The 24,288-nt window shown below is 59.9% G+C and carries 22 protein-coding genes; 20 read left to right on the top strand and 2 right to left on the bottom strand.

Annotated features, from left to right (window positions below):
* Window positions 1-12 precede the first annotated feature (12 nt).
* The 8 genes from ACJ8MK_RS05165 to nei all read left to right on the top strand — a co-directional run bounded on the left by ACJ8MK_RS05165 (window position 13) and on the right by nei (window position 6,528).
* Window positions 13-756 (top strand): type 2 GTP cyclohydrolase I, encoded by a 744-nt coding sequence (locus ACJ8MK_RS05165; protein WP_025301873.1) that lies wholly within the window; start codon window positions 13-15, stop codon window positions 754-756.
* A gap of 159 nt (window positions 757-915) precedes the next feature.
* Complete coding sequence (gene pxpB, locus ACJ8MK_RS05160) at window positions 916-1,572, top strand: 5-oxoprolinase subunit PxpB (protein ID WP_101427886.1); 657 nt, start codon at window positions 916-918, stop codon at window positions 1,570-1,572.
* Window positions 1,566-2,498, top strand: coding sequence for a 5-oxoprolinase subunit PxpC (pxpC, locus tag ACJ8MK_RS05155; RefSeq protein WP_033637465.1), 933 nt, complete (start codon window positions 1,566-1,568; stop codon window positions 2,496-2,498). The genes pxpB and pxpC overlap by 7 nt, the downstream gene beginning before the upstream one ends.
* Window positions 2,488-3,228, top strand: a complete 741-nt coding sequence (pxpA, locus tag ACJ8MK_RS05150) for a 5-oxoprolinase subunit PxpA (RefSeq protein WP_033655166.1) — start codon at window positions 2,488-2,490, stop codon at window positions 3,226-3,228. The genes pxpC and pxpA overlap by 11 nt, the downstream gene beginning before the upstream one ends.
* Before the next feature lie 54 nt (window positions 3,229-3,282).
* On the top strand, window positions 3,283-4,011 hold the full coding sequence (locus ACJ8MK_RS05145) for a DUF969 domain-containing protein (protein ID WP_442517569.1): 729 nt from the start codon (window positions 3,283-3,285) through the stop codon (window positions 4,009-4,011).
* Window positions 4,011-5,030: a DUF979 domain-containing protein gene (locus ACJ8MK_RS05140; protein WP_094860042.1), complete on the top strand. Its 1,020-nt coding sequence runs from the start codon at window positions 4,011-4,013 to the stop codon at window positions 5,028-5,030. The genes ACJ8MK_RS05145 and ACJ8MK_RS05140 overlap by 1 nt, the downstream gene beginning before the upstream one ends.
* An 8-nt stretch (window positions 5,031-5,038) precedes the next feature.
* Window positions 5,039-5,683: a pyroglutamyl-peptidase I gene (gene pcp, locus ACJ8MK_RS05135; protein ID WP_016928732.1), complete on the top strand. Its 645-nt coding sequence runs from the start codon at window positions 5,039-5,041 to the stop codon at window positions 5,681-5,683.
* A 53-nt stretch (window positions 5,684-5,736) separates the two neighbouring features.
* Complete coding sequence (gene nei, locus ACJ8MK_RS05130) at window positions 5,737-6,528, top strand: endonuclease VIII (RefSeq protein WP_162091430.1); 792 nt, start codon at window positions 5,737-5,739, stop codon at window positions 6,526-6,528.
* A 59-nt stretch (window positions 6,529-6,587) separates the two neighbouring features.
* Here the strand turns inward: nei and ACJ8MK_RS05125 are convergent, their stop codons facing one another.
* Complete coding sequence (locus ACJ8MK_RS05125) at window positions 6,588-7,880, bottom strand: citrate synthase (RefSeq protein WP_016928730.1); 1,293 nt, start codon at window positions 7,878-7,880, stop codon at window positions 6,588-6,590.
* Between the two features lie 730 nt (window positions 7,881-8,610).
* Here ACJ8MK_RS05125 and sdhC point away from each other — a divergent pair.
* The 8 genes from sdhC to sucD all read left to right on the top strand — a co-directional run bounded on the left by sdhC (window position 8,611) and on the right by sucD (window position 18,367).
* Window positions 8,611-9,000 (top strand): succinate dehydrogenase cytochrome b556 subunit, encoded by a 390-nt coding sequence (sdhC, locus tag ACJ8MK_RS05120; RefSeq protein WP_004939893.1) that lies wholly within the window; start codon window positions 8,611-8,613, stop codon window positions 8,998-9,000.
* Complete coding sequence (sdhD, locus tag ACJ8MK_RS05115; RefSeq protein WP_004939891.1) at window positions 8,994-9,341, top strand: succinate dehydrogenase membrane anchor subunit; 348 nt, start codon at window positions 8,994-8,996, stop codon at window positions 9,339-9,341. The genes sdhC and sdhD overlap by 7 nt, the downstream gene beginning before the upstream one ends.
* Entirely contained in the window at window positions 9,342-11,108 is a 1,767-nt protein-coding gene (gene sdhA / locus ACJ8MK_RS05110; protein WP_015376974.1) for a succinate dehydrogenase flavoprotein subunit, read from the top strand.
* Window positions 11,109-11,124: 16 nt separating this feature from the next.
* Window positions 11,125-11,841, top strand: coding sequence for a succinate dehydrogenase iron-sulfur subunit (locus ACJ8MK_RS05105; protein WP_004939885.1), 717 nt, complete (start codon window positions 11,125-11,127; stop codon window positions 11,839-11,841).
* A 275-nt stretch (window positions 11,842-12,116) separates the two neighbouring features.
* Window positions 12,117-14,924: a 2-oxoglutarate dehydrogenase E1 component gene (gene sucA / locus ACJ8MK_RS05100; RefSeq protein WP_047571677.1), complete on the top strand. Its 2,808-nt coding sequence runs from the start codon at window positions 12,117-12,119 to the stop codon at window positions 14,922-14,924.
* 64 nt (window positions 14,925-14,988) lie between these two features.
* The gene (gene odhB, locus ACJ8MK_RS05095) at window positions 14,989-16,206 is read left to right on the top strand and encodes a 2-oxoglutarate dehydrogenase complex dihydrolipoyllysine-residue succinyltransferase (protein WP_033637469.1); all 1,218 of its coding nucleotides are present in this window, start codon (window positions 14,989-14,991) and stop codon (window positions 16,204-16,206) included.
* Window positions 16,207-16,328: 122 nt separating this feature from the next.
* Window positions 16,329-17,495: an ADP-forming succinate--CoA ligase subunit beta gene (gene sucC, locus ACJ8MK_RS05090; protein WP_015376978.1), complete on the top strand. Its 1,167-nt coding sequence runs from the start codon at window positions 16,329-16,331 to the stop codon at window positions 17,493-17,495.
* Window positions 17,495-18,367, top strand: a complete 873-nt coding sequence (gene sucD, locus ACJ8MK_RS05085) for a succinate--CoA ligase subunit alpha (protein WP_442517568.1) — start codon at window positions 17,495-17,497, stop codon at window positions 18,365-18,367. Before sucC ends, sucD begins: the two co-directional genes overlap by 1 nt.
* A gap of 72 nt (window positions 18,368-18,439) precedes the next feature.
* On the opposite strand, the gene ACJ8MK_RS05080 is transcribed toward sucD, so the two are convergent.
* Window positions 18,440-20,338, bottom strand: a complete 1,899-nt coding sequence (locus tag ACJ8MK_RS05080) for a bifunctional metallophosphatase/5'-nucleotidase (RefSeq protein ID WP_421085031.1) — start codon at window positions 20,336-20,338, stop codon at window positions 18,440-18,442.
* A gap of 683 nt (window positions 20,339-21,021) precedes the next feature.
* Between ACJ8MK_RS05080 and cydA the strand changes: the two genes are divergently transcribed.
* Genes cydA through ybgE form a run of 4 tightly spaced genes read left to right on the top strand, consistent with a single transcriptional unit; the run spans window position 21,022 to window position 24,171 of the window.
* Window positions 21,022-22,590 (top strand): cytochrome ubiquinol oxidase subunit I, encoded by a 1,569-nt coding sequence (gene cydA / locus ACJ8MK_RS05075; RefSeq protein WP_442517567.1) that lies wholly within the window; start codon window positions 21,022-21,024, stop codon window positions 22,588-22,590.
* Window positions 22,591-22,604: 14 nt separating this feature from the next.
* Window positions 22,605-23,744 (top strand): cytochrome d ubiquinol oxidase subunit II, encoded by a 1,140-nt coding sequence (gene cydB / locus ACJ8MK_RS05070; RefSeq protein WP_019454033.1) that lies wholly within the window; start codon window positions 22,605-22,607, stop codon window positions 23,742-23,744.
* Between the two features lie 17 nt (window positions 23,745-23,761).
* Window positions 23,762-23,875 carry a cytochrome bd-I oxidase subunit CydX gene (gene cydX / locus ACJ8MK_RS05065; RefSeq protein ID WP_004939868.1) on the top strand — a complete coding sequence of 38 codons (114 nt, stop codon included), beginning with the start codon at window positions 23,762-23,764 and terminating at the stop codon, window positions 23,873-23,875.
* Window positions 23,875-24,171, top strand: coding sequence for a cyd operon protein YbgE (gene ybgE / locus ACJ8MK_RS05060; RefSeq protein WP_033647158.1), 297 nt, complete (start codon window positions 23,875-23,877; stop codon window positions 24,169-24,171). Before cydX ends, ybgE begins: the two co-directional genes overlap by 1 nt.
* Window positions 24,172-24,288 lie beyond the last annotated feature (117 nt).

The raw sequence follows: 24,288 nt of genomic DNA, 5'->3' as shown, positions 1-24,288 counted from the left end.
AGAGAGAAGAGAATGCGTAACCTCGATCTGGAACAACTGATCAACACGGAACTGAACGCCGCGGCGTTTCAGGACTACGCCCCCAACGGATTGCAGGTAGAAGGCCGCCCGCACGTGCAGCGCATCGTGACCGGCGTCACCGCCTGTCAGGCGCTGCTGGACGCCGCGGTGGCGCATCAGGCCGATGCGATTATCGTGCACCACGGCTATTTCTGGAAAAACGAGGCGCCGGCGGTGCGCGGCATGAAGCGCAACCGCCTGAAAACGCTGCTGACCCACGATATCAACCTGTACGGCTACCACCTGCCGCTGGACGCGCATCCGGTGCTGGGCAACAACGCGCAGCTGGCGCAGGCGCTGGGCATTCGGGTGATTGGCGACGTCGAGCCGCTGGTGCCGCACGGCGAATTTGAACAGCCGCTGACCGGCGAAGCGCTGCAGCAGCGTATCGAAAGCCGGCTGGGGCGCGCGGTGCTGCACTGCGGCGATAACGCGCCTGAGCACATTCGCCGGGTGGCCTGGTGCACCGGCGGCGGCCAGGGCTTTATCGACAGCGCGGCGCGCTTCGGCGTCGATGCGTTCATTAGCGGTGAAGTGTCTGAGCAGACCATTCACAGCGCGCGCGAAATGGGCGTGCATTTCTTCGCCGCCGGCCACCACGCCACCGAGCGCGGCGGCGTGAAGGCGCTGGGCGACTGGCTGGCGCAGCACCACGGCTTTGATGTGACCTTTATCGACATCCCGAATCCCGCCTGATTTTTTTCTTCCCCGGATCCAGCCCGGCCTGTGCGCCGGCTGAATCCTTCTATCGTGCTATTTCCTTATTTTCCCTATGGTTGCGTTCTATTGACAGCCGGGGCCGCGTCACGCATAACTGGTGTGTTTTTCATCGCGATAATAATAAGGAGAATAAGGGTGCAACAAGCACGTTATTACCTGTTGGGTGAAAGAGCGGTAGTGCTTGAACTGTCGCCGCCGGTGACCTTACCGAGCCAGCAGCGCATCTGGGCGCTGGCGGAAAAGCTGAATCACCATCCCGACGTGCGGGAAGTGGTGCCGGGGATGAATAACCTGACGCTGTTGCTGCATACGCCGCAGGCCGACGCCGAAGCGATGCTCGTGCTGCTGCAGCAAGGTTGGGAAAGCAAAGAGAGCCTGACGCCGGAATCGCGCCAGGTGGATATTCCGGTGGTCTACGGCGGGGAGCAAGGCCCCGATCTGGATGAAGTGGCGCGCCATACCGGCATGACGCCGCGGCAGGTGGTGGAATGCCACGCGGCGGCGGCCTACGTGGTCTATTTCCTCGGCTTTCAGCCGGGCTTCTCCTATTTGGGCGGCATGCCGGAACAGCTGGCGACGCCGCGCCGCGCGGAACCGCGTCTGGCGGTGGCGGCCGGTTCCGTTGGCATTGGCGGCGGCCAGACCGGTATCTATCCGCTGGTGACGCCCGGCGGCTGGCAGCTGATCGGCCGCACGCCGCTGGCGCTGTTCAATCCGCATGAAATGCCGCCGACGCTGCTGCGCCCGGGCGATAACGTGCGCTTCGTGCCGCAGAAGGAGGGCGTATGCTGATTATTCTGCGTGCCGGCATCTATACCACGGTGCAGGATTTGGGCCGCGAGGGATTCCGCCGCCTGGGCATCAGCACCGGCGGGGCGCTGGATCAACCGGCGCTGAAGATCGCCAACCTGCTGGTGGGCAATGCGCCGGAGGCCGCCGGGCTGGAGATCACCCTCGGCCAGTTCAGCGCCGAGTTTACCCGCCCTGGCTGGATCGCCTTGACCGGTGCCGGCTGCGACGCGCAGCTGGACGGCAAGCCGCTGTGGACCGGCTGGCGCTACCCGGTGAAAAAGGGGCAGCGGCTGGCGCTGGGCACGCCGAAACGCGGCATGCGCAGCTACCTGGCGATCTCGGGCGGCATCGCCGTGCCGGAAATGCTGGGCTCGTGCAGCACCGACATGAAAGCCGCCTTTGGCGGCCACGAGGGCCGTAATCTGAAGGATGGCGATCGGCTGCCGCTGGGCAAATCCACCGCGCTGCCGCAACACCGCTGTGGCGTGAAGCAGCTGCTGTTCACCAACCGCATCCGCGCGCTGCCGGGGCCGGAGTACGCCGAATTCAGCGAAGAGGCGCAGGACACGTTCTGGCGCACCGCCTGGCAGCTCAGCCCGCAGAGCAACCGCATGGGCTACCGCCTGCACGGCGGCACGCCGCTGGCGCGCACCACCGATAGAGAGATGCTGTCGCACGGCCTGCTGCCCGGCGTGGTGCAGGTGCCGCACAACGGCCAGCCGATCGTGCTGATGGCCGATGCGCAAACCACCGGCGGTTACCCGCGTATCGCCTGCGTGATCGAGGCCGATCTCTACCACTTGGCGCAGATCCGTCTCGGCGAACCGATCCACTTCGTTCTCTGCTCACTGGCCGAGGCGCAGCGCGCCAAAGCCGAGCAGGATCTCTTCCTTCGACAGATTGCCTGGGGGTTACATGATCGTTGATTTGAACGCCGATCTCGGCGAAGGCTGCGCCAACGACCAGGCGCTGTTGCAACTGGTGAGCTCGGCCAACATCGCCTGCGGCTTCCACGCCGGCGATGCGCAGACCATGCGTCAGTCGGTGCGCTGGGCATTGCAGTACGGCGTGGCGATCGGCGCCCACCCGAGTTTTCCCGATCGGGAGAACTTCGGCCGCACCCGCATGCAGCTGCCGCCGGAAACGGTGTACGCGCAGGTGGTGTATCAGCTCGGGGCGCTGGCGGCCATCGCCCGCGCCGAGGGCGGGGTGATGGTGCACGTTAAGCCGCACGGCATGCTGTACAACCAGGCGGCGGTTGAGCCAGCGCTGGCGGAAGCGATCGCCCGGGCGGTGCAGGCGGTCGATCCGGCGCTGCGGCTGGTGGGGCTGGCCGGCAGCGAGCTGATTCGCGCCGGGGAAAAACTTGGTCTGACTACCCGACAGGAGGTATTCGCCGATCGCGGCTATCAGGCCGACGGCACGCTGGTGCCGCGCGGTTTGCCGGGGGCGCTGATTGAGGATGACGAACAGGCGCTGGCGCAAACGCTGGAGATGGTGCGCCATCACCGGGTGCGCAGCGTGGATGGCGTCTGGACCGCCGTTCAGGCGGAAACCGTCTGCCTGCATGGGGACGGCGAGCATGCGCTGGCGTATGCGCGCAAGCTGCGGGACAGTTTTGTTCAGCAGGGCATCCGCGTCAGCGCGGAGCAATAAAGCAAGACACAACATCACAAGCAAAAAACTATTAGAAAATATCGAGGGAAGACTATGGAACAGGCCGTGAATCTCTGGCCACTGATTGGCATCGCCGCCATCGTGGTCGGGTTTGTATTGCGTTTCAACCCGGTGCTGGTGGTGATCGCCGCCGGCATCATCACCGGTTTGGCGGCGCTGATGCCGCTGGACGTCATTCTGGAAAAGCTCGGCGAGGGTTTTCTCAACACCCGCAACCTGCCGCTGATCCTGCTGTTGCCGCTGGCGGTGATCGGCCTGCTGGAGCGCCACGGGCTGAAAGAACGCGCGCAGACGTGGATCGCCAGGATCAAAAGCGCCACCGCCGGCCGTCTGCTGATCGTCTACCTGTTCGTGCGTGAGATTACCGCGGCGATGGGGCTGACCAGCCTGGGCGGGCATCCGCAGATGGTGCGGCCGCTGCTGGCGCCGATGGCAGAAGGGGCAACGGAAAACCGCTACGGCGAGCTGCCGGAGCGCACGCGCCACCGTCTGCGCGCCATGTCGGCCGCGACCGACAACGTCGGGCTGTTCTTCGGCGAGGATATCTTCGTCGCCTTCGGCGCGATCATCTTCATGCACAACTTTATGTTGGAGTCCGGCGGCATTCAGACCGAGCCGCTGCATATCGCGCTGTGGGGCATTCCGACCGCGATTTTCGCTTTCCTGATCCACGCGTTCCGGCTGTATCGGATGGATAAACAGCTGAGCGCCGAGCTGGCGCAGCTGAATCAGGCGGCGCTGCAGGCGAAGGGGGAGGCATGATGAACTTCCAGCAACAATATCTCTACTGGCTGGCCGGCGCGGTGCTGCTGATTGTGGCGGTGATGTCCTTCCGCGATCGCGCCAACCCGCGCCGCATCACCACTGGGCTGTTTTGGGGGCTGTACGGCCTGGTGTTCCTGGTCGGCGACTGGACTTACCGCCTGTTGGGCGACGTGCTGGGCGAGGGCAGCAACGAAAAACGCATGCTGCATATCATCGTTGGCGTGGTGGTGGTGGTGATGGCCCTGATCGCCGGCTTTGGCGGTGTGCGCCTCGGCAGCTATCACCAGCGGGCGCCGCAGGAGCGCGAGGCCAGCGCCAAGCGCCTGGGCAACAAGCTGTTTATCCCCGCTCTGGCGATCCCGGTGGTGACGGTGATCGGCGTGCTGCTGTTCAACAACGTGCCGGCGTTGCAAAGCGCAGTATTCGGCAGCGGCAACCATGCGACGCTGATCACCCTGTTCTCAATGACCGTCGGCTGCCTGATTGGCCTGGCGATCGCGGTGAAAATGACCCACGAGAAGGCGCTGCAGCCGGTGCAGGAAGCGCGGCGCTTGCTGGATTCGATCGGCTGGGCGTTCATTCTGCCGCAGATCCTCGCCACGCTGGGGCTGCTGTTTACCGTCGCCGGCGTCGGCACCGCGATCTCGCATTTGACCCAGGAGTATCTGGCGGTGGATAACCGCTTTATCGCCGTGGCGGTCTACGCTATCGGTATGGCTGTGCTGACCATGGTGATGGGCAACGCCTTCGCCGCTTTCCCGATCGTTACCGCCGGCATCGGCATTCCGATCCTGGTGTTGCAGCACGGCGGCAACCCGGCGGTGATGGCGGCGATCGGCATGTTCTCCGGCTATTGCGGCACCCTGATGACGCCGATGGCGGCGAACTTCAACATCGTGCCGGCGGCGCTGCTGGAGCTACCGGACAAGAATGCGGTGATCAAGGCGCAGGTGCCGACCGGCGTGCTACTGCTGTTGGTTAACGTGTTCCTGCTGTATTTCCTGATGTTCCTGTAGGAGTAAGGATGCAAAAAGTATTGATTACCGGCTTTGAGCCGTTTGGCGGCGAGCGCCTTAACCCCTCCTGGGAAGTGGTGAAGCAGCTCAATGATATGGAGCTGGTCGGCACGCGCATCGTGGCGCGCCAACTGCCGTGCGTGTTCGGCGCGGCGCTGGAGGCGCTCAATGCGGCGATCGACGAGGTGCAGCCGGTGATGGTGCTGGCTATCGGCCAGGCCGGCGGCCGCACCGACATCACGATTGAACGGGTGGCGATCAACGTCGACGATGCGCGTATCCCCGACAATCAGGGGCAACAGCCGGTGGACGAGCCGATCGTCGCCGGCGGCCCGGCGGCCTATTTCAGTACCTTGCCGATTAAAGCGATGGTCAGTTCGATGCGTGAGGCCGGCATTCCGGCCGCCGTTTCGCAGACCGCCGGCACCTATGTGTGCAACCATGTCATGTATGGCCTGCTGCACCGTTTGAGCGGCCAGCGCGAGGTGAAGGGCGGCTTTATCCATATCCCGTACCTGCCGGAGCAGGCGGCGGCGCACCCGGGTGCGCCGAGCATGGCGGCCTCGACGGTGCTGTTTGCATTGGAGCTGGCCGTTTCCATCGCTTTGCAGGTGGAACACGATCTGAAAGTGGTGGGCGGCGCGACGCATTAATCATGTCATCCCCGGCGCATCGGGCTGCGCCGGGTCTACGCAAGGAGTGGTCTATGCCGGAAGGACCGGAGATTCGCCGGGCGGCGGACAAACTGGCGGCGGCGGTGATCGATCAGCCGCTGACCGCCGTCGATTTCGCTTTTCCCCAGTTGAAACACTATCGCCAGCGTCTGCTCGGCGAGCGCATCGTCGCCATCGAGCCGCGCGGCAAGGCGCTGCTGACCCATTTCTCCAATGGGTTGACGATGTACAGCCACAACCAGCTGTATGGCGTGTGGAAAGTGGCGGCGGCCGGGGAGACGCCGGAGACCAGGCGCGATCTGCGGGTGCGGCTGGAAACCGCCCGCAGCGCGATATTGCTCTACAGCGCTTCCGACATTACCGTCGGGCCGCGCGAGGAGATAGAGCAACACCCGTTTTTGCAACGCATCGGCCCCGACGTGTTGGACATGTCGCTGACGGTAGACGATGTGGAGGAGCGGTTGCTGACGCCGCGTTTTCGCCGCCGGCAGCTGGGCGGCATGCTGCTCGACCAGGCGTTTCTCGCCGGATTGGGCAATTATCTGCGCGCCGAAATCCTGTGGCAGGCCGAACTGGCACCGCAGCACAAACCGCAGGATCTGCCGCCGGAAGCGCTGCGCCGCCTGGCGGAAGCATTGCTGGCAGTGCCGCGCCTTTCCTACCAGACGCGCGGGCAGGCGGATGACAACCGGCATCACGGCGCGCTGTTTCGCTTCAAGGTGTTTCATCGCAGCGGCGAGCCCTGCGAACGCTGCGGTGAGATGATCGTGCGTACCGAGCTATCGTCGCGGCCGTTTTATTGGTGCCCGGGCTGCCAGAAATAACCAAAAAAAAAACGCCGCCCGAAGGGGCGGCGCTGTGCGGTTTCAGCCGGGAAAGCGGCTTACTTGTTTTTCAGCTGGGATTTGAAATCGCGTTCGGCATAGCCGGTGTACAGCTGACGCGGACGGGCAATTTTGATGCCTTCGTCGTGCATTTCGTTCCAGTGGGCGATCCAGCCGATGGTGCGCGCGATGGCGAAGATCACGGTGAACATGGAAGAAGGAATACCCATCGCCTTCAGGATGATGCCGGAGTAGAAGTCGACGTTCGGGTACAGTTTCTTCTCGATGAAGTACGGGTCGTTCAGCGCGATGTGTTCCAGCTCCATCGCGACCTGCAGCAGGTTGTCGTCCTTCTTGTTCAGCTCTTTCAGCACTTCGTGACAGGTTTCGCGCATCACGGTAGCGCGCGGATCGTAGTTCTTGTACACGCGGTGGCCGAAGCCCATCAGGCGGAAGGAGTCGTTCTTGTCCTTGGCACGCTTGATGAATTCCGGAATGTGCTCGACGGTCTTGATCTCTTCCAGCATTTTCAGCGCCGCTTCGTTGGCGCCGCCGTGTGCCGGCCCCCACAGGGAGGCGATGCCGGCCGCGATGCAGGCGAACGGGTTGGCGCCGGAAGAGCCGGCGGTGCGCACGGTAGAGGTAGAGGCGTTCTGCTCATGGTCGGCGTGCAGGATCAGGATGCGATCCATGGCGCGTTCCAGCACCGGGTTCACCACGTACTCTTCGCACGGGGTGGCGAACATCATGTGCAGGAAGTTGCCGGCATAGGACAGATCGTTGCGCGGGTAAACGAACGGCTGGCCCAGGGAGTATTTGTAGCACATCGCCGCCACGGTCGGCATTTTGGACAGCAGGCGGAACGCGGTGATTTCACGGTGACGCTCGTTGTTGACGTCCAGCGCATCGTGGTAGAACGCCGCCAGCGCGCCGGTCACGCCGCACAGCACCGCCATCGGGTGCGAGTCGCGACGGAAGCCACGGAACAGATGAGTGATCTGGTCGTGGATCATGGTGTGGCGGGTGACGGTGGTTTTGAAGGTCTCGAACTCTTCCGGCGTTGGGGTCTCGCCGTACAGCAGGATGTAGCACACTTCCAGGTAGGAAGATTCTTTCGCCAGCTGCTCGATAGGGAAGCCGCGGTGCAGCAGCACGCCTTTGTCGCCGTCGATGAAGGTAATCTTGGATTCGCAAGAAGCGGTGGAGGTAAAGCCGGGATCAAATGTGAAATAACCTTTGGAACCCAGAGCGCGGACATCAAGGACATCGGGGCCCAGTGTCGGTGTCAATACGCCCAGTTCGATCGGAGCTTCGCTGTCGTTAATGGTTAGCGTCGCTTTCTTATCAGTCATTTACTGTCTCCTTAGCGCCTTATTTTAAAAACCACTAACAACTGAAATACCTTAAATCTCTGCAGGTTGCCCGCAAAAAAATGGTGCGGACGCTAACTCTGTGAGCGACTGCGCAACTGTGCGCGGGTAGGGTACAGAGTGCTGACCAGGCGAACGAGACGGGTGACCAGTTGTTAACGATTCATAGTAATTCGTTATAGTCTGTTAATCTTACCTATGAGCTGTTCGAAGAGATGTGAACCTATCCCAATAATCTGTTTTTATTTGCTTTATTTGCTTTTTGACGCCGGCAAAATCGAGCGGGAAACAACGGCTATTGGGATAGGTTCGTCAAATACACTGTTGCACAACTCGAACCCGGGGGGAAGTGTATCTGCTGACCCATAGCGCATCATAGGACCGTTTGTGCCCCTATATGTAATGGAAATGTTGATCTCTTGTCAAATCAGATAATTAATTTTGCACTAATTGTGAAATTCGTGATCTGAATCACTGTTCGGGGGAAATGTTATCAAAGCGGTTGTATGAGAATTGTAATCAGAATGTGATCCTCCTATACTGCCGCCAGGTCTCCGGATTACCCTGAAGTAGGAGCACCCAGCGTTATAAATGCGCGCCGTTTGAGCACAGAGGATGTTGATGTTTGAGCGCGTGACGTGTAAGGGTTTTAGGCTCTTAACGCTGTCTGATCCCCGCCCAGGCCCGGAGGAAGGAAAATAATAAGAGCTGTGTGGGCAAATACGTGAAAAAACAACGACCTGTCAACTTGGATCTGCAAACGATCCGGTTCCCCGTAACTGCGATAGCGTCTATCTTACACCGAGTCTCTGGCGTAATTACCTTCGTTGCCGTGGGTATCCTCCTCTGGCTGCTGGGCCTGTCACTCTCTTCCCAAGAGGGGTTCCTGCAGGCGGCCGCCATCATGAATAGCTTCATCGTCAAATTCATATTCTGGGGCATCCTCACGGCGCTGGCCTATCACATTTGCGGTGGCATCCGTCACTTGTTAATGGATTTTGGCTACATCGAAGAGAGTTTGGCCGCCGGTACCCGTTCCGCCCAGGTGGCGATCGGCCTGACCGTCGTGCTGTCAGTTCTGGCTGGAGTCCTCGTATGGTAAACAACGTTTCTGCATTAGGGCGCAACGGCGTGCACGATTGGCTGCTGCTGCGCGCTTCCGCTATCATCATCACCCTGTACGTCCTGTATATCCTGGGCTTCTTCGTCACGGCTCCGGAACTCACTTATGACATCTGGCGCGGTTTTTTCGCCACTTCCATTACGAAAGTGTTCACTCTGCTGACCTTGCTGTCGATTCTGGTGCACGCCTGGATCGGGCTGTGGCAGGTGCTGACGGACTACGTCAAGCCGCTGGCGGTTCGCCTGGTGTTGCAGCTGGCTGTCGTGGTCGCGTTGCTGGTCTATTTACTGTACGGAACAATCGTAGTGTGGGGTGCTTAAATGAAACTGCCAGTCAGAGAGTTTGATGCCGTCGTAATCGGCGCCGGCGGTGCGGGCATGCGTGCCGCGCTGCAAATTTCCCAAGCGGGCTCGACCTGTGCCCTGCTGTCCAAAGTTTTCCCGACCCGTTCCCATACCGTGTCCGCACAGGGCGGCATCACCGTCGCGCTCGGCAACAGCCACGAGGACAACTGGGAATGGCATATGTACGACACGGTGAAAGGTTCCGACTATATCGGTGACCAGGACGCCATCGAATATATGTGTAAAACCGGCCCGGAAGCGATTCTGGAACTGGAACACATGGGCCTGCCGTTCTCTCGTCTGGACGACGGCCGCATCTATCAGCGCCCGTTCGGCGGCCAGTCGCTGAACTTCGGCGGCGAGCAGGCGGCGCGTACCGCAGCCGCAGCCGACCGTACCGGCCACGCGCTGCTGCACACCCTGTACCAACAAAACCTGAAAAACCACACCACCATCTTCTCCGAGTGGTATGCGCTCGATCTGGTGAAAAACCAGGACGGCGCGGTGGTCGGCACCACGGCTATCTGCATCGAAACCGGTGAAGTGGTTTACTTCAAAGCCAAGGCCACCGTGCTGGCGACCGGCGGCGCAGGCCGTATTTACCAGTCCACCACCAACGCCCACATCAACACCGGCGACGGTGTCGGCATGGCGCTGCGCGCCGGCGTGCCGGTGCAGGACATGGAAATGTGGCAGTTCCACCCGACCGGTATCGCCGGCGCGGGCGTGCTGGTGACCGAAGGCTGCCGCGGCGAAGGCGGTTACCTGCTGAACAAACACGGCGAGCGCTTCATGGAGCGTTATGCGCCGAACGCCAAAGATCTGGCGGGCCGCGACGTGGTTGCCCGTTCGATCATGATCGAAATCCGCGAAGGCCGCGGCTGCGACGGTCCTTGGGGCCCGCACGCCAAGCTGAAGCTGGATCACCTGGGTAAAGAGGTGCTGGAATCCCGTCTGCCGGGCATTCTGGAACTGTCCCGCACCTTCGCGCACGTCGATCCGGTGAAAGAGCCGATCCCGGTTATCCCAACCTGTCACTATATGATGGGCGGCATTCCGACCAAGGTGACCGGCCAGGCGTTGACCGTGAACGAGAAAGGCGAAGACGTGGTGATCCCGGGACTGTTCGCGGTGGGCGAAATCGCCTGCGTATCGGTGCACGGCGCCAACCGCTTGGGCGGCAACTCGCTGCTCGACCTGGTGGTGTTCGGCCGTTCCGCCGGCATGCACCTGCAGGAATCGCTGGAAGAGCAGGGCGTGAGCCGTGACGCCAGCGACTCCGACGTGGAAGCCTCGCTGGATCGTCTGAACCGTTGGAACAACACCCGTTCCGGCGAAGACCCGGTCGAAATTCGCAAGGCGCTGCAGTCTTGCATGCAGCACAACTTCTCGGTATTCCGCGAAGGCGATGCGATGGCCAAGGGCCTGGAAGAACTGAAAGTGATCCGTGAACGTCTGAAGAACGCACGCCTGGACGATACCTCCAGCGAGTTCAACACCCAGCGCATCGAGTGCCTGGAGTTGGATAACCTGATGGAGACCGCGTATTCCACCGCCGTGTCGGCCAACTTCCGTACCGAGAGCCGTGGCGCGCACAGCCGCTTCGACTACCCGGAACGCGATGACGCCAACTGGCTGTGCCATTCGCTGTATCTGCCGCAATCGGAAAGCATGACGCGTCGTGAAGTGAACATGCAACCGAAGCTGCGCCCGGCATTCCCGCCGAAAGTGCGTTCTTACTAATTGCGGAGATCGACAGATGAAACTCGAATTTTCCATTTATCGCTACAACCCGGATGTCGATGACGCGCCGCACATGCAGGATTACACCCTGGAAGCGGAAGAAGGTCGCGACATGATGCTGCTGGATGCGTTGATCCAGCTGAAAGAAAAAGACCCGACCCTGTCGTTCCGTCGCTCATGCCGCGAAGGCGTGTGCGGTTCCGACGGCCTGAACATGAACGGTAAAAACGGCCTGGCGTGCATCACCCCGATTTCGTCGCTGCGCAAAGGTAACGGCAAGATCGTGATCCGTCCGCTGCCGGGCCTGCCGGTGGTGCGCGATCTGGTGGTGGATATGGGCCAGTTCTATACACAGTATGAAAAGATCAAGCCATACCTGCTGAACGACGGCAAGAACCCGCCGGCGCGCGAGCACCTGCAGTCGCCGGAGCAGCGCGCCAAGCTGGACGGTCTGTACGAGTGCATTCTGTGCGCCTGCTGCTCGACCTCTTGCCCATCGTTCTGGTGGAACCCGGACAAGTTCATCGGGCCTGCCGGTCTGCTGGCGGCGTATCGCTTCCTGATCGACAGCCGTGACACGGAAACGCAAGAACGTTTAGATGATCTGGACGACGCTTTTAGTGTTTTCCGCTGCCATAGCATTATGAATTGTGTCAGTGTATGTCCTAAAGGCTTGAACCCGACGCGTGCGATCGGGCATATCAAGTCCATGCTGCTGCAACGCGGCGCATAAACGGAATGAGATGCTGCGCCGGGCTCTTTTCCGGCGCACATCCCATAGGGGAGGGAACCTCTAAAAACTGACCCGCGGCTGCGGCGCTATGCAGCCTGGTTCTTCCGCCGGTTTTTAGAGGTTCCTTGTAAGGGACCGCAAGGTCCATAACAGAACGTATCGGGCCGTCATGGCCGCAAGTACGTCGAGTGAACCGTTTTACGGCAAACCGTATTCATCACGGTAATTATGTTAACCACGGCGAAAACTAAAGCTTCAAAGCTTAAGGGATCATGATGCAGAACGGCGCAATGAAGGCCTGGCTGGATTCCTCCTATCTGGCGGGCGCGAACCAGTCTTACATAGAGCAGCTCTATGAAGACTTCTTAACCGATCCGGGTTCCGTTGAAGATAGCTGGCGTTCCATTTTTCAACAGCTACCAACCGCGGGTGTCAAACCCGATCAGCTTCACTCTCAAACGCGCGATTACTTCCGCCGCCTGGCGAAAGACTCCGCGCGCTACAATACCACCATCACCGATCCGGAAACCGACGCCAAACAGGTCAAGGTACTGCAGCTGATCAACGCCTTCCGCTTCCGCGGGCATCAGCATGCCAACCTCGATCCGCTCGGCCTGTGGCAGCGCGAGCAAGTTCCTGACCTTGATCCCGCTTACCACAACCTGACCGAAGCCGATTTCCAGGAAACCTTCAACGTGGGCTCTTTCGCCATCGGCAAAGAAACCATGAAGCTGGGCGATCTGTACGCCGCGCTGAAGCAGACCTATTGCGGGTCGATCGGCGCTGAGTACATGCACATCACCAACACCGAAGAGAAACGCTGGATCCAACAGCGCATCGAGTCGGTGGTGGGGCGCGCCAGCTTTACCGCCGACGAAAAACGCCGTTTCCTGAACGAGCTGACCGCGGCGGAAGGCCTGGAACGCTACCTGGGCGCCAAATTCCCGGGCGCCAAACGCTTCTCGCTGGAAGGCGGCGACGCGCTGGTGCCGATGCTGAAAGAGATGGTGCGCCACGCCGGCAAGAACGGCACGCGCGAAGTGGTGCTGGGCATGGCCCACCGCGGTCGTCTGAACGTGCTGATCAACGTGCTGGGCAAAAAGCCGGCCGATCTGTTCGACGAATTCGCCGGCAAGCATAAAGAACACCTCGGCACCGGTGACGTGAAATACCACCAGGGCTTCTCTTCCGACGTGGAAACCGAAGGCGGCATGGTTCACCTGGCGCTGGCGTTCAACCCGTCGCACCTGGAGATCGTTAGCCCGGTGGTCATGGGCTCGGTTCGCGCCCGTCGCGATCGCTTGGACGAAGCGCGCAGCAACATGGTGCTGCCGATCACCATTCACGGCGACGCCGCCATCACCGGCCAGGGCGTGGTTCAGGAAACCCTGAACATGTCTCAGGCTCGCGGCTACGAAGTGGGCGGCACCGTGCGTATCGTCATCAACAACCAGGTTGGTTTCACCACCTCCAACCCGCTGGATGCGCGCTCTACCGAATACTGCACCGACATCGCCAAAATGGTTCAGGCACCGATCTTCCACGTCAACGCGGACGATCCGGAGGCCGTGGCCTTCGTCACCCGCCTGGCGTTGGATTTCCGTAACACCTTTAAGCGTGACGTGATGATCGATCTGGTTTGCTACCGTCGCCATGGGCACAACGAGGCCGACGAGCCGAGCGCTACCCAGCCGGTGATGTATCAGAAGATCAAGAAACACCCTACGCCGCGCAAAATCTACGCTGACGTTCTGACCGAGCAGAACGTGGCCAGCCTGGAAGATGCCACGGAAATGGTCAACCTGTACCGTGACGCGCTCGACCGCGGCGATTGTGTGGTTGAAGAATGGCGTCCGATGAACCTGCACTCCTTCACCTGGTCACCGTACCTGAACCACGAGTGGGACGAAGAGTACCCGAGCAAGGTTGAGATGAAGCGCCTGCAGGAGCTGGCACGTCGCATCAGCACCGTGCCGGAAGCGATCGAAATGCAGTCGCGCGTGGCGAAAATCTACGCGGACCGCGCCGAGATGGCGGCGGGCAACAAGCCGTTCGACTGGGGCGCCGCAGAAACGCTGGCCTACGCCACCATGGCGGATGAAGGCATCCCGATCCGCATCTCAGGTGAAGACGCCGGCCGCGGCACCTTCTTCCACCGTCATGCGGTGGTGCACAACCAGAAAAACGGTTCCGTCTACGTTCCGCTGGCGAACATCCACAGCGGCCAGGGCGAATTCAAGGTCTGGGACTCCGTGCTGTCCGAAGAAGCGGTGCTGGCGTTCGAATACGGCTACGCCACGGCGGAACCGCGCACGCTGACCATCTGGGAAGCGCAGTTCGGTGACTTCGCCAACGGCGCGCAGGTCGTTATCGACCAGTTCATCAGCTCCGGCGAGCAAAAATGGGGCCGTATGTGCGGCCTGGTGATGCTGCTGCCGCACGGCTATGAAGGCCAGGGCCCAGAGCACTCTTCCGCGCGTCTGGAACGCTATCTGCAGCTGTGTGCAGAGCAGAACATGCAAGTGTGCGTCCCGTCCACGCCGGCGCAGGTTTACCATATGCTGCGCCGTCAGGCGCTGCGCGGTATGCGCCGTCCGCTGGTGGTGATGTCGCCGAAGTCGCTGCTGCGTCACCCGCTGGCGATTTCTTCGCTGGACGAATTGGCCAACGGCACCTTCCTGCCGGCGATCGGCGAGATCGACGACTTGGATCCGAAAGCGGTCAAGCGCGTCGTGCTGTGCTCCGGCAAGGTCTACTACGACCTGCTGGAACAGCGTCGCAAGAACGAGCAGAAAGACGTGGCTATCGTGCGTATCGAGCAGCTGTATCCGTTCCCGCATCAGGCCGTGCAGGCCGTGCTGGAGCAATACTCGCACGTGCATGATTTCGTCTGGTGTCAGGAAGAGCCGCTGAACCAGGGCGCCTGGTACTGCAGCCAACACAACTTCCGTGAAGTGGTGCCGTTCGGGGCTTCTTTACGTTACGCAGGACGTCCGGCCTCCGCTTCTCCGGCGGTGGGCTATATGTCCGTGCACCAGAAGCAGCAGCAGGCTCTGGTGAACGACGCGCTGAATATTGACTAATGTTCGCTCGCTTGCCGGCCGAGGGGCCGGCAAGCAGATGATAAAAAACTTAAGGGAAAGCTAAATGAGTAGCGTAGATATTCTGGTTCCTGACCTTCCTGAATCGGTTGCCGATGCGACCGTAGCCACCTGGCACAAAAAACCGGGCGACAGCGTGCAGCGTGATGAAGTCCTTGTTGAAATCGAAACCGACAAAGTGGTGTTGGAAGTGCCGGCCAGTGAAGCGGGCATTCTCGATGCTATCGTGGAAGAAGAGGGCGCGACCGTACTGTCTCGCCAACTGCTCGGCCGCATCCGTCCGGGCGACAGCTCCGGCAAGCCGACCGCTGAAAAGAGCCAGGAGAAAGAAGCCACGCCTGCCCAGCGCGCTACCGCGAGCCTGGAAGAAGAAAGCAATGACGCGCTCAGCCCGGCGATTCGCCGCCTGATCGCCGAACACGATCTCGATGCCGGCGCCATCAAAGGCACCGGCGTGGGTGGCCGTATCACGCGTGAAGACGTGGAAGCGCACCTGGCCAAAGGCGGCGCCGCTGCCAAACCGGCCGCCGCCGCTGAAGCCGCACCGCAGCCTGCTCTGGCCGGCCGCAGCGAAAAACGCGTGCCGATGACTCGCCTGCGCAAACGCGTCGCCGAGCGTCTGCTGGAAGCGAAAAACAGCACCGCGATGCTGACCACCTTCAACGAAATCAACATGCAGCCGATCATGGATCTGCGCAAGCAGTACGGCGAAGCCTTCGAGAAGCGTCACGGCGTGCGTCTGGGCTTCATGTCCTTCTATATCAAGGCGGTGGTTGAAGCGCTGAAGCGCTTCCCGGAAGTGAACGCGTCGATCGACGGTTCCGACGTGGTTTACCACAACTACTTCGACATCAGCATCGCGGTTTCTACTCCGCGCGGCCTGGTGACGCCGGTATTGCGCGATGTAGACGCCATGAGCATGGCTGACATCGAGAAGAAAATCAAAGAGTTGGCCGTTAAGGGCCGCGACGGCAAACTGACCGTGGAAGAGCTGACCGGCGGTAACTTCACCATTACCAACGGCGGCGTATTCGGCTCCCTGATGTCCACCCCGATCATCAACCCGCCGCAGAGCGCCATCCTGGGCATGCACGCCATCAAAGATCGCCCAATGGCGGTCAATGGTCAGGTGGTGATCCAGCCGATGATGTATCTGGCGCTGTCTTATGACCACCGCCTGATCGACGGTAAAGAATCCGTCGGTTATCTGGTGACGGTCAAAGAGATGCTGGAAGATCCGGCTCGTCTGCTGCTGGACGTCTAGTAACCCTTGCCGGGCGCGGCATGCCGCGCCCGCACTCTGTGCTATGTGGCCGGAAAACCATGCGGTTTACCGCGTAATAATGGTCCGGCTAAAAACCTTCAGAACTGAATGGATAGAACATCATGAATTTACACGAATATCAGGCAAAACAGCTGTTTGCTCGGTATGGCATGCCGGCACCAACCGGTTACGCCTGTACCACTCCGCGTGAAGCAGAAGAAGCCGCATCCAAAATCGGCTCCGGCCCGTGGGTGGTGAAATGTCAGGTTCATGCTGGCGGCCGCGGTAAAGCGGGCGGCGTTAAAGTCGTCAACAGCAAAGAAGATATCCGTGCCTTCGCGGAAGCCTGGTTGGGCAAGCGTCTGGTGACTTACCAGACTGACGCGCTGGGCCAGCCGGTTAACCAGATCCTGGTAGAAGCGGCGACCGACATCGATAAAGAACTGTACCTGGGCGCCGTCGTAGACCGTGCGACCCGTCGCATCGTGTTCATGGCGTCTACCGAAGGCGGCGTGGAAATCGAGAAGGTGGCGGAAGAAACCCCAGAACTGATCCACAAAATGACCATCGATCCGCTGGCGGGTCCACAGCCTTATCAGGGCCGTGAGCTGGCCTTCAAACTGGGCCTGACCGGTAAGCAAGTCAGCCAGTTCGCCAAGATCTTCATGGGCCTGGCGACGCTGTTCCTGGAGCGTGACCTGGCGATGGTTGAGATCAACCCGCTGGTGATCACCAAGCAGGGCGATCTGGTGTGTCTGGACGGCAAACTGGGCGCCGACGGCAACGCCCTGTTCCGCCAGCCGGAACTGCGTGAAATGCGTGACCCTTCCCAGGAAGACGAGCGCGAATCCCGTGCGGCTCAGTGGGAGCTGAACTACGTTGCCCTCGACGGCAACATCGGCTGCATGGTTAACGGCGCCGGCCTGGCGATGGGCACCATGGACATCGTTAAACTGCACGGCGGCGAACCGGCCAACTTCCTGGACGTTGGCGGCGGCGCGACCAAAGAGCGCGTGACCGAAGCGTTCAAAATCATCCTGTCCGACGACAAGGTGAAAGCGGTTCTGGTTAACATCTTCGGTGGTATCGTACGTTGCGATCTGATCGCCGACGGCATCATCGGCGCAGTGGCCGAAGTGGGCGTTAACGTCCCGGTGGTGGTGCGCTTGGAAGGGAACAACGCCGAACTGGGCGCCAAGAAACTGGCGGACAGCGGCCTGAATATCATTGCTGCGACCAGCCTGACTGATGCGGCTCAGCAAGTTGTTGCAGCAGTGGAGGGTAAATAATGTCCATTTTAATCGATCAGAACACCAAAGTAATTTGCCAGGGCTTCACCGGTAGCCAGGGGACTTTCCACTCCGAACAAGCTATCGCTTACGGCACCAAAATGGTTGGCGGCGTAACCCCGGGCAAAGGCGGCACTCAGCACCTGGGCCTGCCGGTGTTCAACACCGTGCGCGAAGCGGTTGAAGCGACCGGCGCCACTGCCTCGGTCATCTACGTTCCAGCGCCGTTCTGCAAAGACTCCATCCTGGAAGCGATCGATGCCGGTATCAAACTGATCATCACCATCACCGAAGGCATCCCGACCCTGGACATGCTGACCGTGAAAGTGAAGCTGGACGAAGCCGGCGTGCGCATGATCGGGCCGAACTGCCCAGGCGTGATCACCCCAGGCGAGTGCAAAATCGGCATCATGCCTGGCCACATCCACCTGCCGGGCAAAGTGGGCATCGTTTCCCGCTCCGGCACCCTGACCTATGAAGCGGTGAAACAAACCACCGATGCCGGTCTGGGCCAATCCACCTGCGTGGGCATCGGCGGCGACCCGATCCCGGGCTCCAACTTCATCGATATCCTGAAGATGTTCCAGCAGGATCCGCAGACCGAAGCGATCGTGATGATCGGTGAGATCGGCGGCAGCGCTGAAGAAGAAGCAGCAGCTTACATCAAAGAACACGTCACCAAACCGGTTGTCGGCTACATCGCCGGCGTAACCGCGCCGAAAGGCAAGCGCATGGGCCACGCGGGCGCCATCATTGCAGGCGGCAAAGGCACGGCGGACGAGAAGTTTGCTGCGCTGGAAGCGGCGGGCGTGAAAACCGTTCGCAGCCTGGCGGACATCGGCGACGCGGTAAAAGCGGTGCTGAAGCGCTAAGCATTTAGTACGAAATAACACTATCTCGACATGTTTGGCCACCCATTGGGTGGCCTTTTTTATGGGCGACGATCAGAAGCCGTTGAGCGCCTTGATCAGCGCGATCCGATCCTGCAGGCGGCGCTGTTGCACCGGATCCACGGCGGTTTGGCGCTGTTGCTCCAGCGAGGTGAGGGCGGCGCGGTAATCGTCGGCGTTGCGGAACAGCGCGTTTTTGACGTTGATCGACGCGACGTTGGTGTAGCGGCCGTCGTCGGTGGTCGGTACCTGGATAACGCCCTCATTGAGCAGCCGTTTGACGATCGCCCGCTGCGGTTCGTAACCCTCCATGCCGACCAGCTTCCAGCGCTGCGGCGCCACGCCCTGATACTGGCCGTGTTTCACTTCCGTCAGGTAGCGCAGGGTCAGGTGGCGAATGGTGCCTTCTTCTTCACCGTATTGCGCTTTGCTGTCGAACAGCACCGGGAAGGATTGCCCCTCCAGCGCGCCACCCTTTTGCGTCAGGTGGCCCATGCGGTAACTGTTCATGCCCAGACGGATCGGCATATCGTCGGTGACCGGCGTGCCGTCCGTCAGGCGCAGATCGACGATGCGCGCGCCGGCGGGTTGGCGCAGATCGATGGTGTAAGTGACGCCGTCGAAGAAATCGTTGGTGGAATATTTGGACGATCGCCGCGCCGGGTTAAAGCTGTAGGTGACGTCGCCCGGCTGCAGCTGATTGAAATAGTCGGCGGACCACTCCATGTAGCGTTTAAGCGCTTTGCCGTTGAGCTGATACACGGTGATCTCGCCGCCGGCGTATTGGTAGTTAAAGGCGATGTCCTTGGCCTTGATGTCGCCGACGTCCAGTTTGGCGCGATCGTTGTCGATCTGCAGGGCGATCACCTGCGCCAGCGGCGCATAGTGGCGGGCGGCCTGCTGGAACAGCGCGCTGATGCCGGTATCCTGCACGTGCACCTGGGGAATGCCGCGGAATTCGTCGGCGGGCACCAGATCGCTGCCGCTCAGCTTCGCCACGACCCGGTTGGCATTGGCGCGCAAAATGTCATGGTACGGCTGGTAGAGAGCCTGCATGGCGCTGTCCGGCGTCATCCCCTTGATGGGGTAGGTGTAGCTGTTTTTGTCGATCAGCGTGAATTTGCCGTCGCGGCGTTCAAACTGCAGATCGATGCGCGACAGCGCGCGACCGTATTTATCCGGTTCGGTGATGATGACGCCGTTAACCACCGCTTTGTCGATCTTCACATGCATATGGCCGGCGACGATCGCCGCCAGCTCCGGGTTGGCGTTGGCGATGTCGGCCACGCCGGTGCCGGGGCGCTGGTTCTCATTGTCGATGCCCATATGCGCCACCAGCACGATGGCGTCGACCTGGCCGTCGATTTGCCTGATGACCTGCTTCACCGCCTGCACCGGATCGGTGAAGTTCAGCCCTTTGATGCGATCGGTGCCCTTGGCGAATTCCGCGGTCATCGGCGTGTCCATGCCGATAATGCCGATCTTCACGCCCTGGCGTTCGACGATGGTGTAGGCCGGCAGATAGGGCTTGCCGTTGTCCCAGACGATATTGCCCGCCAGCGCGGCGCCCTTGAACTGCTTGAGCGGCGTAGCCAGCACCGGCAGGCCGAAGTCGAACTCGTGGTTGCCCATCACCCAGACGTCATAATTGAGCGCGTTGAGGCCCAGCATCATCGGGCTGACGGCCTCATGCTTGAAGGTTTCGACGAAGTTGCCCTGAATGGTGTCGCCGGCGTCCACCAGGATCAGGTTGGGCTGCTCGGCGCGCACCTTTTTGACCTGGGTGGCTATCTGGCTCAGGCTGCCCGCCAGATTCTCCGTGTCGCTGGCGTAGTCCCAGGGCACGAAGGTGCCGTGCAGATCGGAGGTGCCCAGCAGGGTGATATTTACCGTTTCGGCGGCCATGGCGTTTCCCGAGAGTCCCAAGACAGAGGCAAAGATGATTTTTTTCATAAGTTATTGTCACTCAATGCAATTTTAACATAAGTGGTCATTCTGCTACAAAATCGCAACCTTTACGATCCCATCGCGAGAAATAGACTAATATTGGAGAGAGATTTGTTGTTTTGTGACTGCTATCACTGTCACGGCTTATTGGAAATAAAAGGTTAATTATGTCGCATAATAAGCGCGTAATAATACAATGGCGGCTCTTTTAAATTACATTTATTTAACACAAAAATATCATTAAAAAACAATTAAACCATTGCGCAACATGACCCTAAGAAAATTATGCGAAATGTGCTGATGAATATGGAAATAAGATGCGGATAGGCTTAAATTGTCTCAGATCAAATTAGCCCGAAGTACCTCTTTCGGCTAAGATTTGACCTGTAACCAAAAGTCTAACCCACGTCACGTAAAAACCTATTTATTGTGTGGGATTGGGCGAGTATCATCCATGTTGTGATTATGGATGGTTGATCTTGTTGCATTTGTTACCCGTTGTCGGTTTTCAGTGGCGTGCTTGTCGAGGGCCCGAGGGGCTATTGGCCGAGTGTGCGGTTGAAAGCGGAGAAGCTGGATCAAATTTGTTGTGTTTAAGGGCATTCACTGCGGGGCGTTACTGGCGGCTTTGAAAGAGGCGTGCCGATAACCGCGTGTCGGAGTCTTCCTGCGAGGAGCAAGGAGTCAAGATGTTTGATATTGTCGAACTGTCGCGCTTACAGTTTGCTTTAACGGCGATGTACCATTTCTTATTTGTCCCATTAACGCTCGGTATGGCGTTCTTGCTGGCAATTATGGAAACGGTATATGTCCTGTCTGGCAAACAAATCTATAAAGACATGACCAAATTCTGGGGAAAGTTATTTGCGATTAACTTTGCTCTGGGTGTGGCCACCGGTTTGACCATGGAGTTCCAGTTCGGGACTAACTGGTCGTATTTCTCTCACTACGTCGGCGATATCTTCGGGGCCCCACTGGCTATCGAAGGTCTGATGGCGTTCTTCCTTGAATCGACGCTGGTCGGCCTGTTCTTCTTCGGCTGGGATCGTCTGAGCAAGGTGCAGCACATGGCGGTAACTTGGTTCGTGGCCCTCGGCTCCAACCTGTCCGCGCTGTGGATCCTGGTCGCCAACGGCTGGATGCAGAACCCGATCGCGTCGGATTTCAACTTCGAAACCATGCGCATGGAGATGGTCAGCTTCTCCGAACTGGTGCTTAACCCGGTTGCGCAGGTGAAATTCGTTCACACCGTGGCTTCCGGCTACACCTGTGGCGCGATGTTCGTTCTGGGCATCAGCTCCTACTACCTGCTGAAAGGCCGCGACATCGCCTTCGCCAAGCGCTCCTTCGCCATCGCTGCCAGCTTCGGTATGGCTGCCATTCTGTCCGTTATCGTTCTGGGTGATGAATCCGGCTACGAAATGGGCGACGTGCAGAAAACCAAACTGGCCGCTATCGAAGCGGAATGGGACACCCAGCCGGCGCCGGCGTCCTTCACCCTGTTCGGCATTCCCGATCAGGACAAGATGGAAAACTCCTTCTCTATTCAGATCCCGTATGCGCTTGGCCTGATCGCCACCCGCTCCACGGACACTCAGGTCATCGGCCTGAAAGATCTGATGGCGCAGCATGAAGTGCGCATCCGCAACGGGATGAAAGCCTACCAGCTGCTGGAAGAGCTGCGCGGCGGCAACACCGATCCTGCGGTGCGCGCCGAATTCAACAAAACCAAGCAAGACCTGGGCTACGGCATGCTGCTGAAGCGCTATACCCCGAACGTCACCGACGCGACGGAAGCGCAGATCCAGCTGGCGACCAAGGACTCCATTCCGCGCGTGGCGCCGCTGTACTTTGCCTTCCGCATCATGGTGGCCTGTGGCGTGATCATGCTGTTGATCATCGGCCTGTCGTTCTGGAACGTGATCCGCGGCCGCATCGGCCAGAAAAAATGGCTGCACCGCGCGGCGCTGTACGGTTTGCCGCTGCCTTGGATCGCGATCGAGTCCGGCTGGTTCGTGGCGGAATACGGCCGTCAACCGTGGGCGATTGGTGAGGTGCTGCCGACGGCGGTCGCCAACTCTTCGCTGACCGCGGGCGACATTCTGTTCTCGATGGGGCTGATCTGCGGCTTGTACACCCTGTTCCTGGTGGCTGAATTGTACCTGATGTTCAAGTTTGCGCGTCTGGGTCCAAGCAGCCTGAAAACCGGCCGCTATCACTTTGAACAACCGACTGCCGCCGTGCAGGAAGCGCGCTAAACAGGAGTCCACGTATGTTTGACTATGAAGTACTGCGATTTATTTGGTGGGTCCTGGTTGGCGTACTGCTGATCGGCTTCGCCGTCACCGACGGTTTCGACATGGGCGTCGGCATTCTGGTGCGCATCATCGGGAAAACCGATACCGAGCGCCGGGTGATGATCAACTCCATCGCCCCGCACTGGGACGGTAACCAGGTGTGGCTGATCACCGCAGGCGGCGCGCTGTTCGCCGCCTGGCCGATGGTCTACGCAGCGGCCTTCTCCGGCTTCTACGTCGCCATGATCCTGGTGCTGGCCGCCTTGTTCTTCCGCCCGGTCGGTTTCGACTACCGTTCCAAGCTGGAGAGCAGCCGCTGGCGCAACATGTGGGACTGGGGCATCTTCATCGGCTCCTTTGTGCCTGCCGTGGTCTTCGGCGTGGCGTTCGGCAACCTGCTGCAGGGCGTGCCGTTCCACATGGACGAGTACATGCGCCTGTTCTACACCGGCAACTTCTTCCAACTGCTGAATCCGTTCGGTCTGTTGGCGGGCGTGGTCAGCCTGACCATGCTGGTCACCCAGGGGGCGACCTACCTGCAAATGCGCACCACCGGCGAGATCCACCTGCGTTCACGCGCTGCGGCGCAGATCGCGACGCTGATCATGGCGGTGTGCTTCCTGCTGGCGGGCGTATGGCTGGTGAAAGGCATCGACGGCTTCGTCGTGACGTCGGCGCTGGACACCCTGGCGGAATCCAACCCGATGCGTAAAGAAGTGGCGCATCAGGCCGGCGCCTGGCTGATCAACTTCAACAAGTATCCGCTGCTGTGGGCGTTGCCTGCGCTGGGCGTGGTGCTGCCGTTGTTCACCATCCTGTTCTCGCGTCTGGAGAAAGGCGCGCTGGCGTTCGTCACCTCGTCGCTGACCATCGCCTGCGTCATCCTCACCGCCGGGGTCACCATGTTCCCGTTCGTGATGCCGTCCAGCACCGTGCCTAACGTCAGCCTGACCATGTGGGACGCGACGTCGAGCCTGTTGACGCTGAAAGTGATGACCGTCGTGGCGGCGATCTTTGTGCCTATCGTTTTGGCGTACACCAGCTGGTCGTACTACAAAATGTTCGGTCGCCTCGACAAGAACTACATCGAAAACAACAAGCATTCGCTGTACTAAGGATAAGGAGCTAAACCATGTGGTATTTTGCCTGGATTCTCGGAACGCTTCTTGCCTGCGCCTTCGGCATCATCACGGCGCTGGCGCTTGAGCAGAGCGAAGCGACTAAAGCTCAGCAAGACGGTAAGTGATGAGCTCGTCCGTGATTGACAAGCTGTACGCTGTCACCGACAAGGGCCCGATCCGGGCCCTTTCCCTGGTGCTGGCGTTGGTTTTGGCGGGGTGCGTGTTCTGGGATCCGACGCGTTTCGCCGCCAAAACCAGTTCGCTGGAGATTTGGGAAGGGCTGCTGCTGATTTGGGCGGTGTGCGCCGGGGTGATCCACGGTTTCGGATTCCGCCCGCAGCGCAGCATTTGGCGGGCCTTTTTCGCGCCGCTTCCCGCAATTGTGATCTTGTGCGCAGGATTACTTTACGTTTCTTTATAATCTCCCCGATGTCCCCATGTTATGGGCCCTCACGGCCCATAATTATTTTCATTCCCATCTTGTAACCCATTCCCAACCCGATCCGTCTTGCGTATAGTAGCAGCGTTAAATTGCATT

It is taken from the genome of Serratia sp. CY38905, assembly GCF_052168875.1.
Lineage (GTDB): Bacteria > Pseudomonadota > Gammaproteobacteria > Enterobacterales > Enterobacteriaceae > Serratia > Serratia sarumanii.
The sequence above is the reverse complement of the archived record's forward strand: the minus strand, read 5'-3'. Positions and strand labels throughout refer to the sequence as shown.

Excerpts from the sequence above, each read along its gene's own strand:
- ACJ8MK_RS05165 (WP_025301873.1), top strand. The coding sequence starts at position 13 with ATGCGTAACCTCGATCTGGAACAACTGATCAACACGGAACTGAACGCC.
- pxpC (WP_033637465.1), top strand. The coding sequence starts at position 1,566 with ATGCTGATTATTCTGCGTGCCGGCATCTATACCACGGTGCAGGATTTG.
- pxpA (WP_033655166.1), top strand. The coding sequence starts at position 2,488 with ATGATCGTTGATTTGAACGCCGATCTCGGCGAAGGCTGCGCCAACGAC.
- ACJ8MK_RS05145 (WP_442517569.1), top strand. The coding sequence starts at position 3,283 with ATGGAACAGGCCGTGAATCTCTGGCCACTGATTGGCATCGCCGCCATC.
- ACJ8MK_RS05140 (WP_094860042.1), top strand. The coding sequence starts at position 4,011 with ATGAACTTCCAGCAACAATATCTCTACTGGCTGGCCGGCGCGGTGCTG.
- pcp (WP_016928732.1), top strand. The coding sequence starts at position 5,039 with ATGCAAAAAGTATTGATTACCGGCTTTGAGCCGTTTGGCGGCGAGCGC.
- nei (WP_162091430.1), top strand. The coding sequence starts at position 5,737 with ATGCCGGAAGGACCGGAGATTCGCCGGGCGGCGGACAAACTGGCGGCG.
- ACJ8MK_RS05125 (WP_016928730.1), bottom strand. The coding sequence starts at position 7,880 with ATGACTGATAAGAAAGCGACGCTAACCATTAACGACAGCGAAGCTCCG.
- sdhD (WP_004939891.1), top strand. The coding sequence starts at position 8,994 with ATGGTAAACAACGTTTCTGCATTAGGGCGCAACGGCGTGCACGATTGG.
- sdhA (WP_015376974.1), top strand. The coding sequence starts at position 9,342 with ATGAAACTGCCAGTCAGAGAGTTTGATGCCGTCGTAATCGGCGCCGGC.
- ACJ8MK_RS05105 (WP_004939885.1), top strand. The coding sequence starts at position 11,125 with ATGAAACTCGAATTTTCCATTTATCGCTACAACCCGGATGTCGATGAC.
- sucA (WP_047571677.1), top strand. The coding sequence starts at position 12,117 with ATGCAGAACGGCGCAATGAAGGCCTGGCTGGATTCCTCCTATCTGGCG.
- odhB (WP_033637469.1), top strand. The coding sequence starts at position 14,989 with ATGAGTAGCGTAGATATTCTGGTTCCTGACCTTCCTGAATCGGTTGCC.
- sucC (WP_015376978.1), top strand. The coding sequence starts at position 16,329 with ATGAATTTACACGAATATCAGGCAAAACAGCTGTTTGCTCGGTATGGC.
- sucD (WP_442517568.1), top strand. The coding sequence starts at position 17,495 with ATGTCCATTTTAATCGATCAGAACACCAAAGTAATTTGCCAGGGCTTC.
- ACJ8MK_RS05080 (WP_421085031.1), bottom strand. The coding sequence starts at position 20,338 with ATGAAAAAAATCATCTTTGCCTCTGTCTTGGGACTCTCGGGAAACGCC.
- cydA (WP_442517567.1), top strand. The coding sequence starts at position 21,022 with ATGTTTGATATTGTCGAACTGTCGCGCTTACAGTTTGCTTTAACGGCG.
- cydB (WP_019454033.1), top strand. The coding sequence starts at position 22,605 with ATGTTTGACTATGAAGTACTGCGATTTATTTGGTGGGTCCTGGTTGGC.
- cydX (WP_004939868.1), top strand. The coding sequence starts at position 23,762 with ATGTGGTATTTTGCCTGGATTCTCGGAACGCTTCTTGCCTGCGCCTTC.
- ybgE (WP_033647158.1), top strand. The coding sequence starts at position 23,875 with ATGAGCTCGTCCGTGATTGACAAGCTGTACGCTGTCACCGACAAGGGC.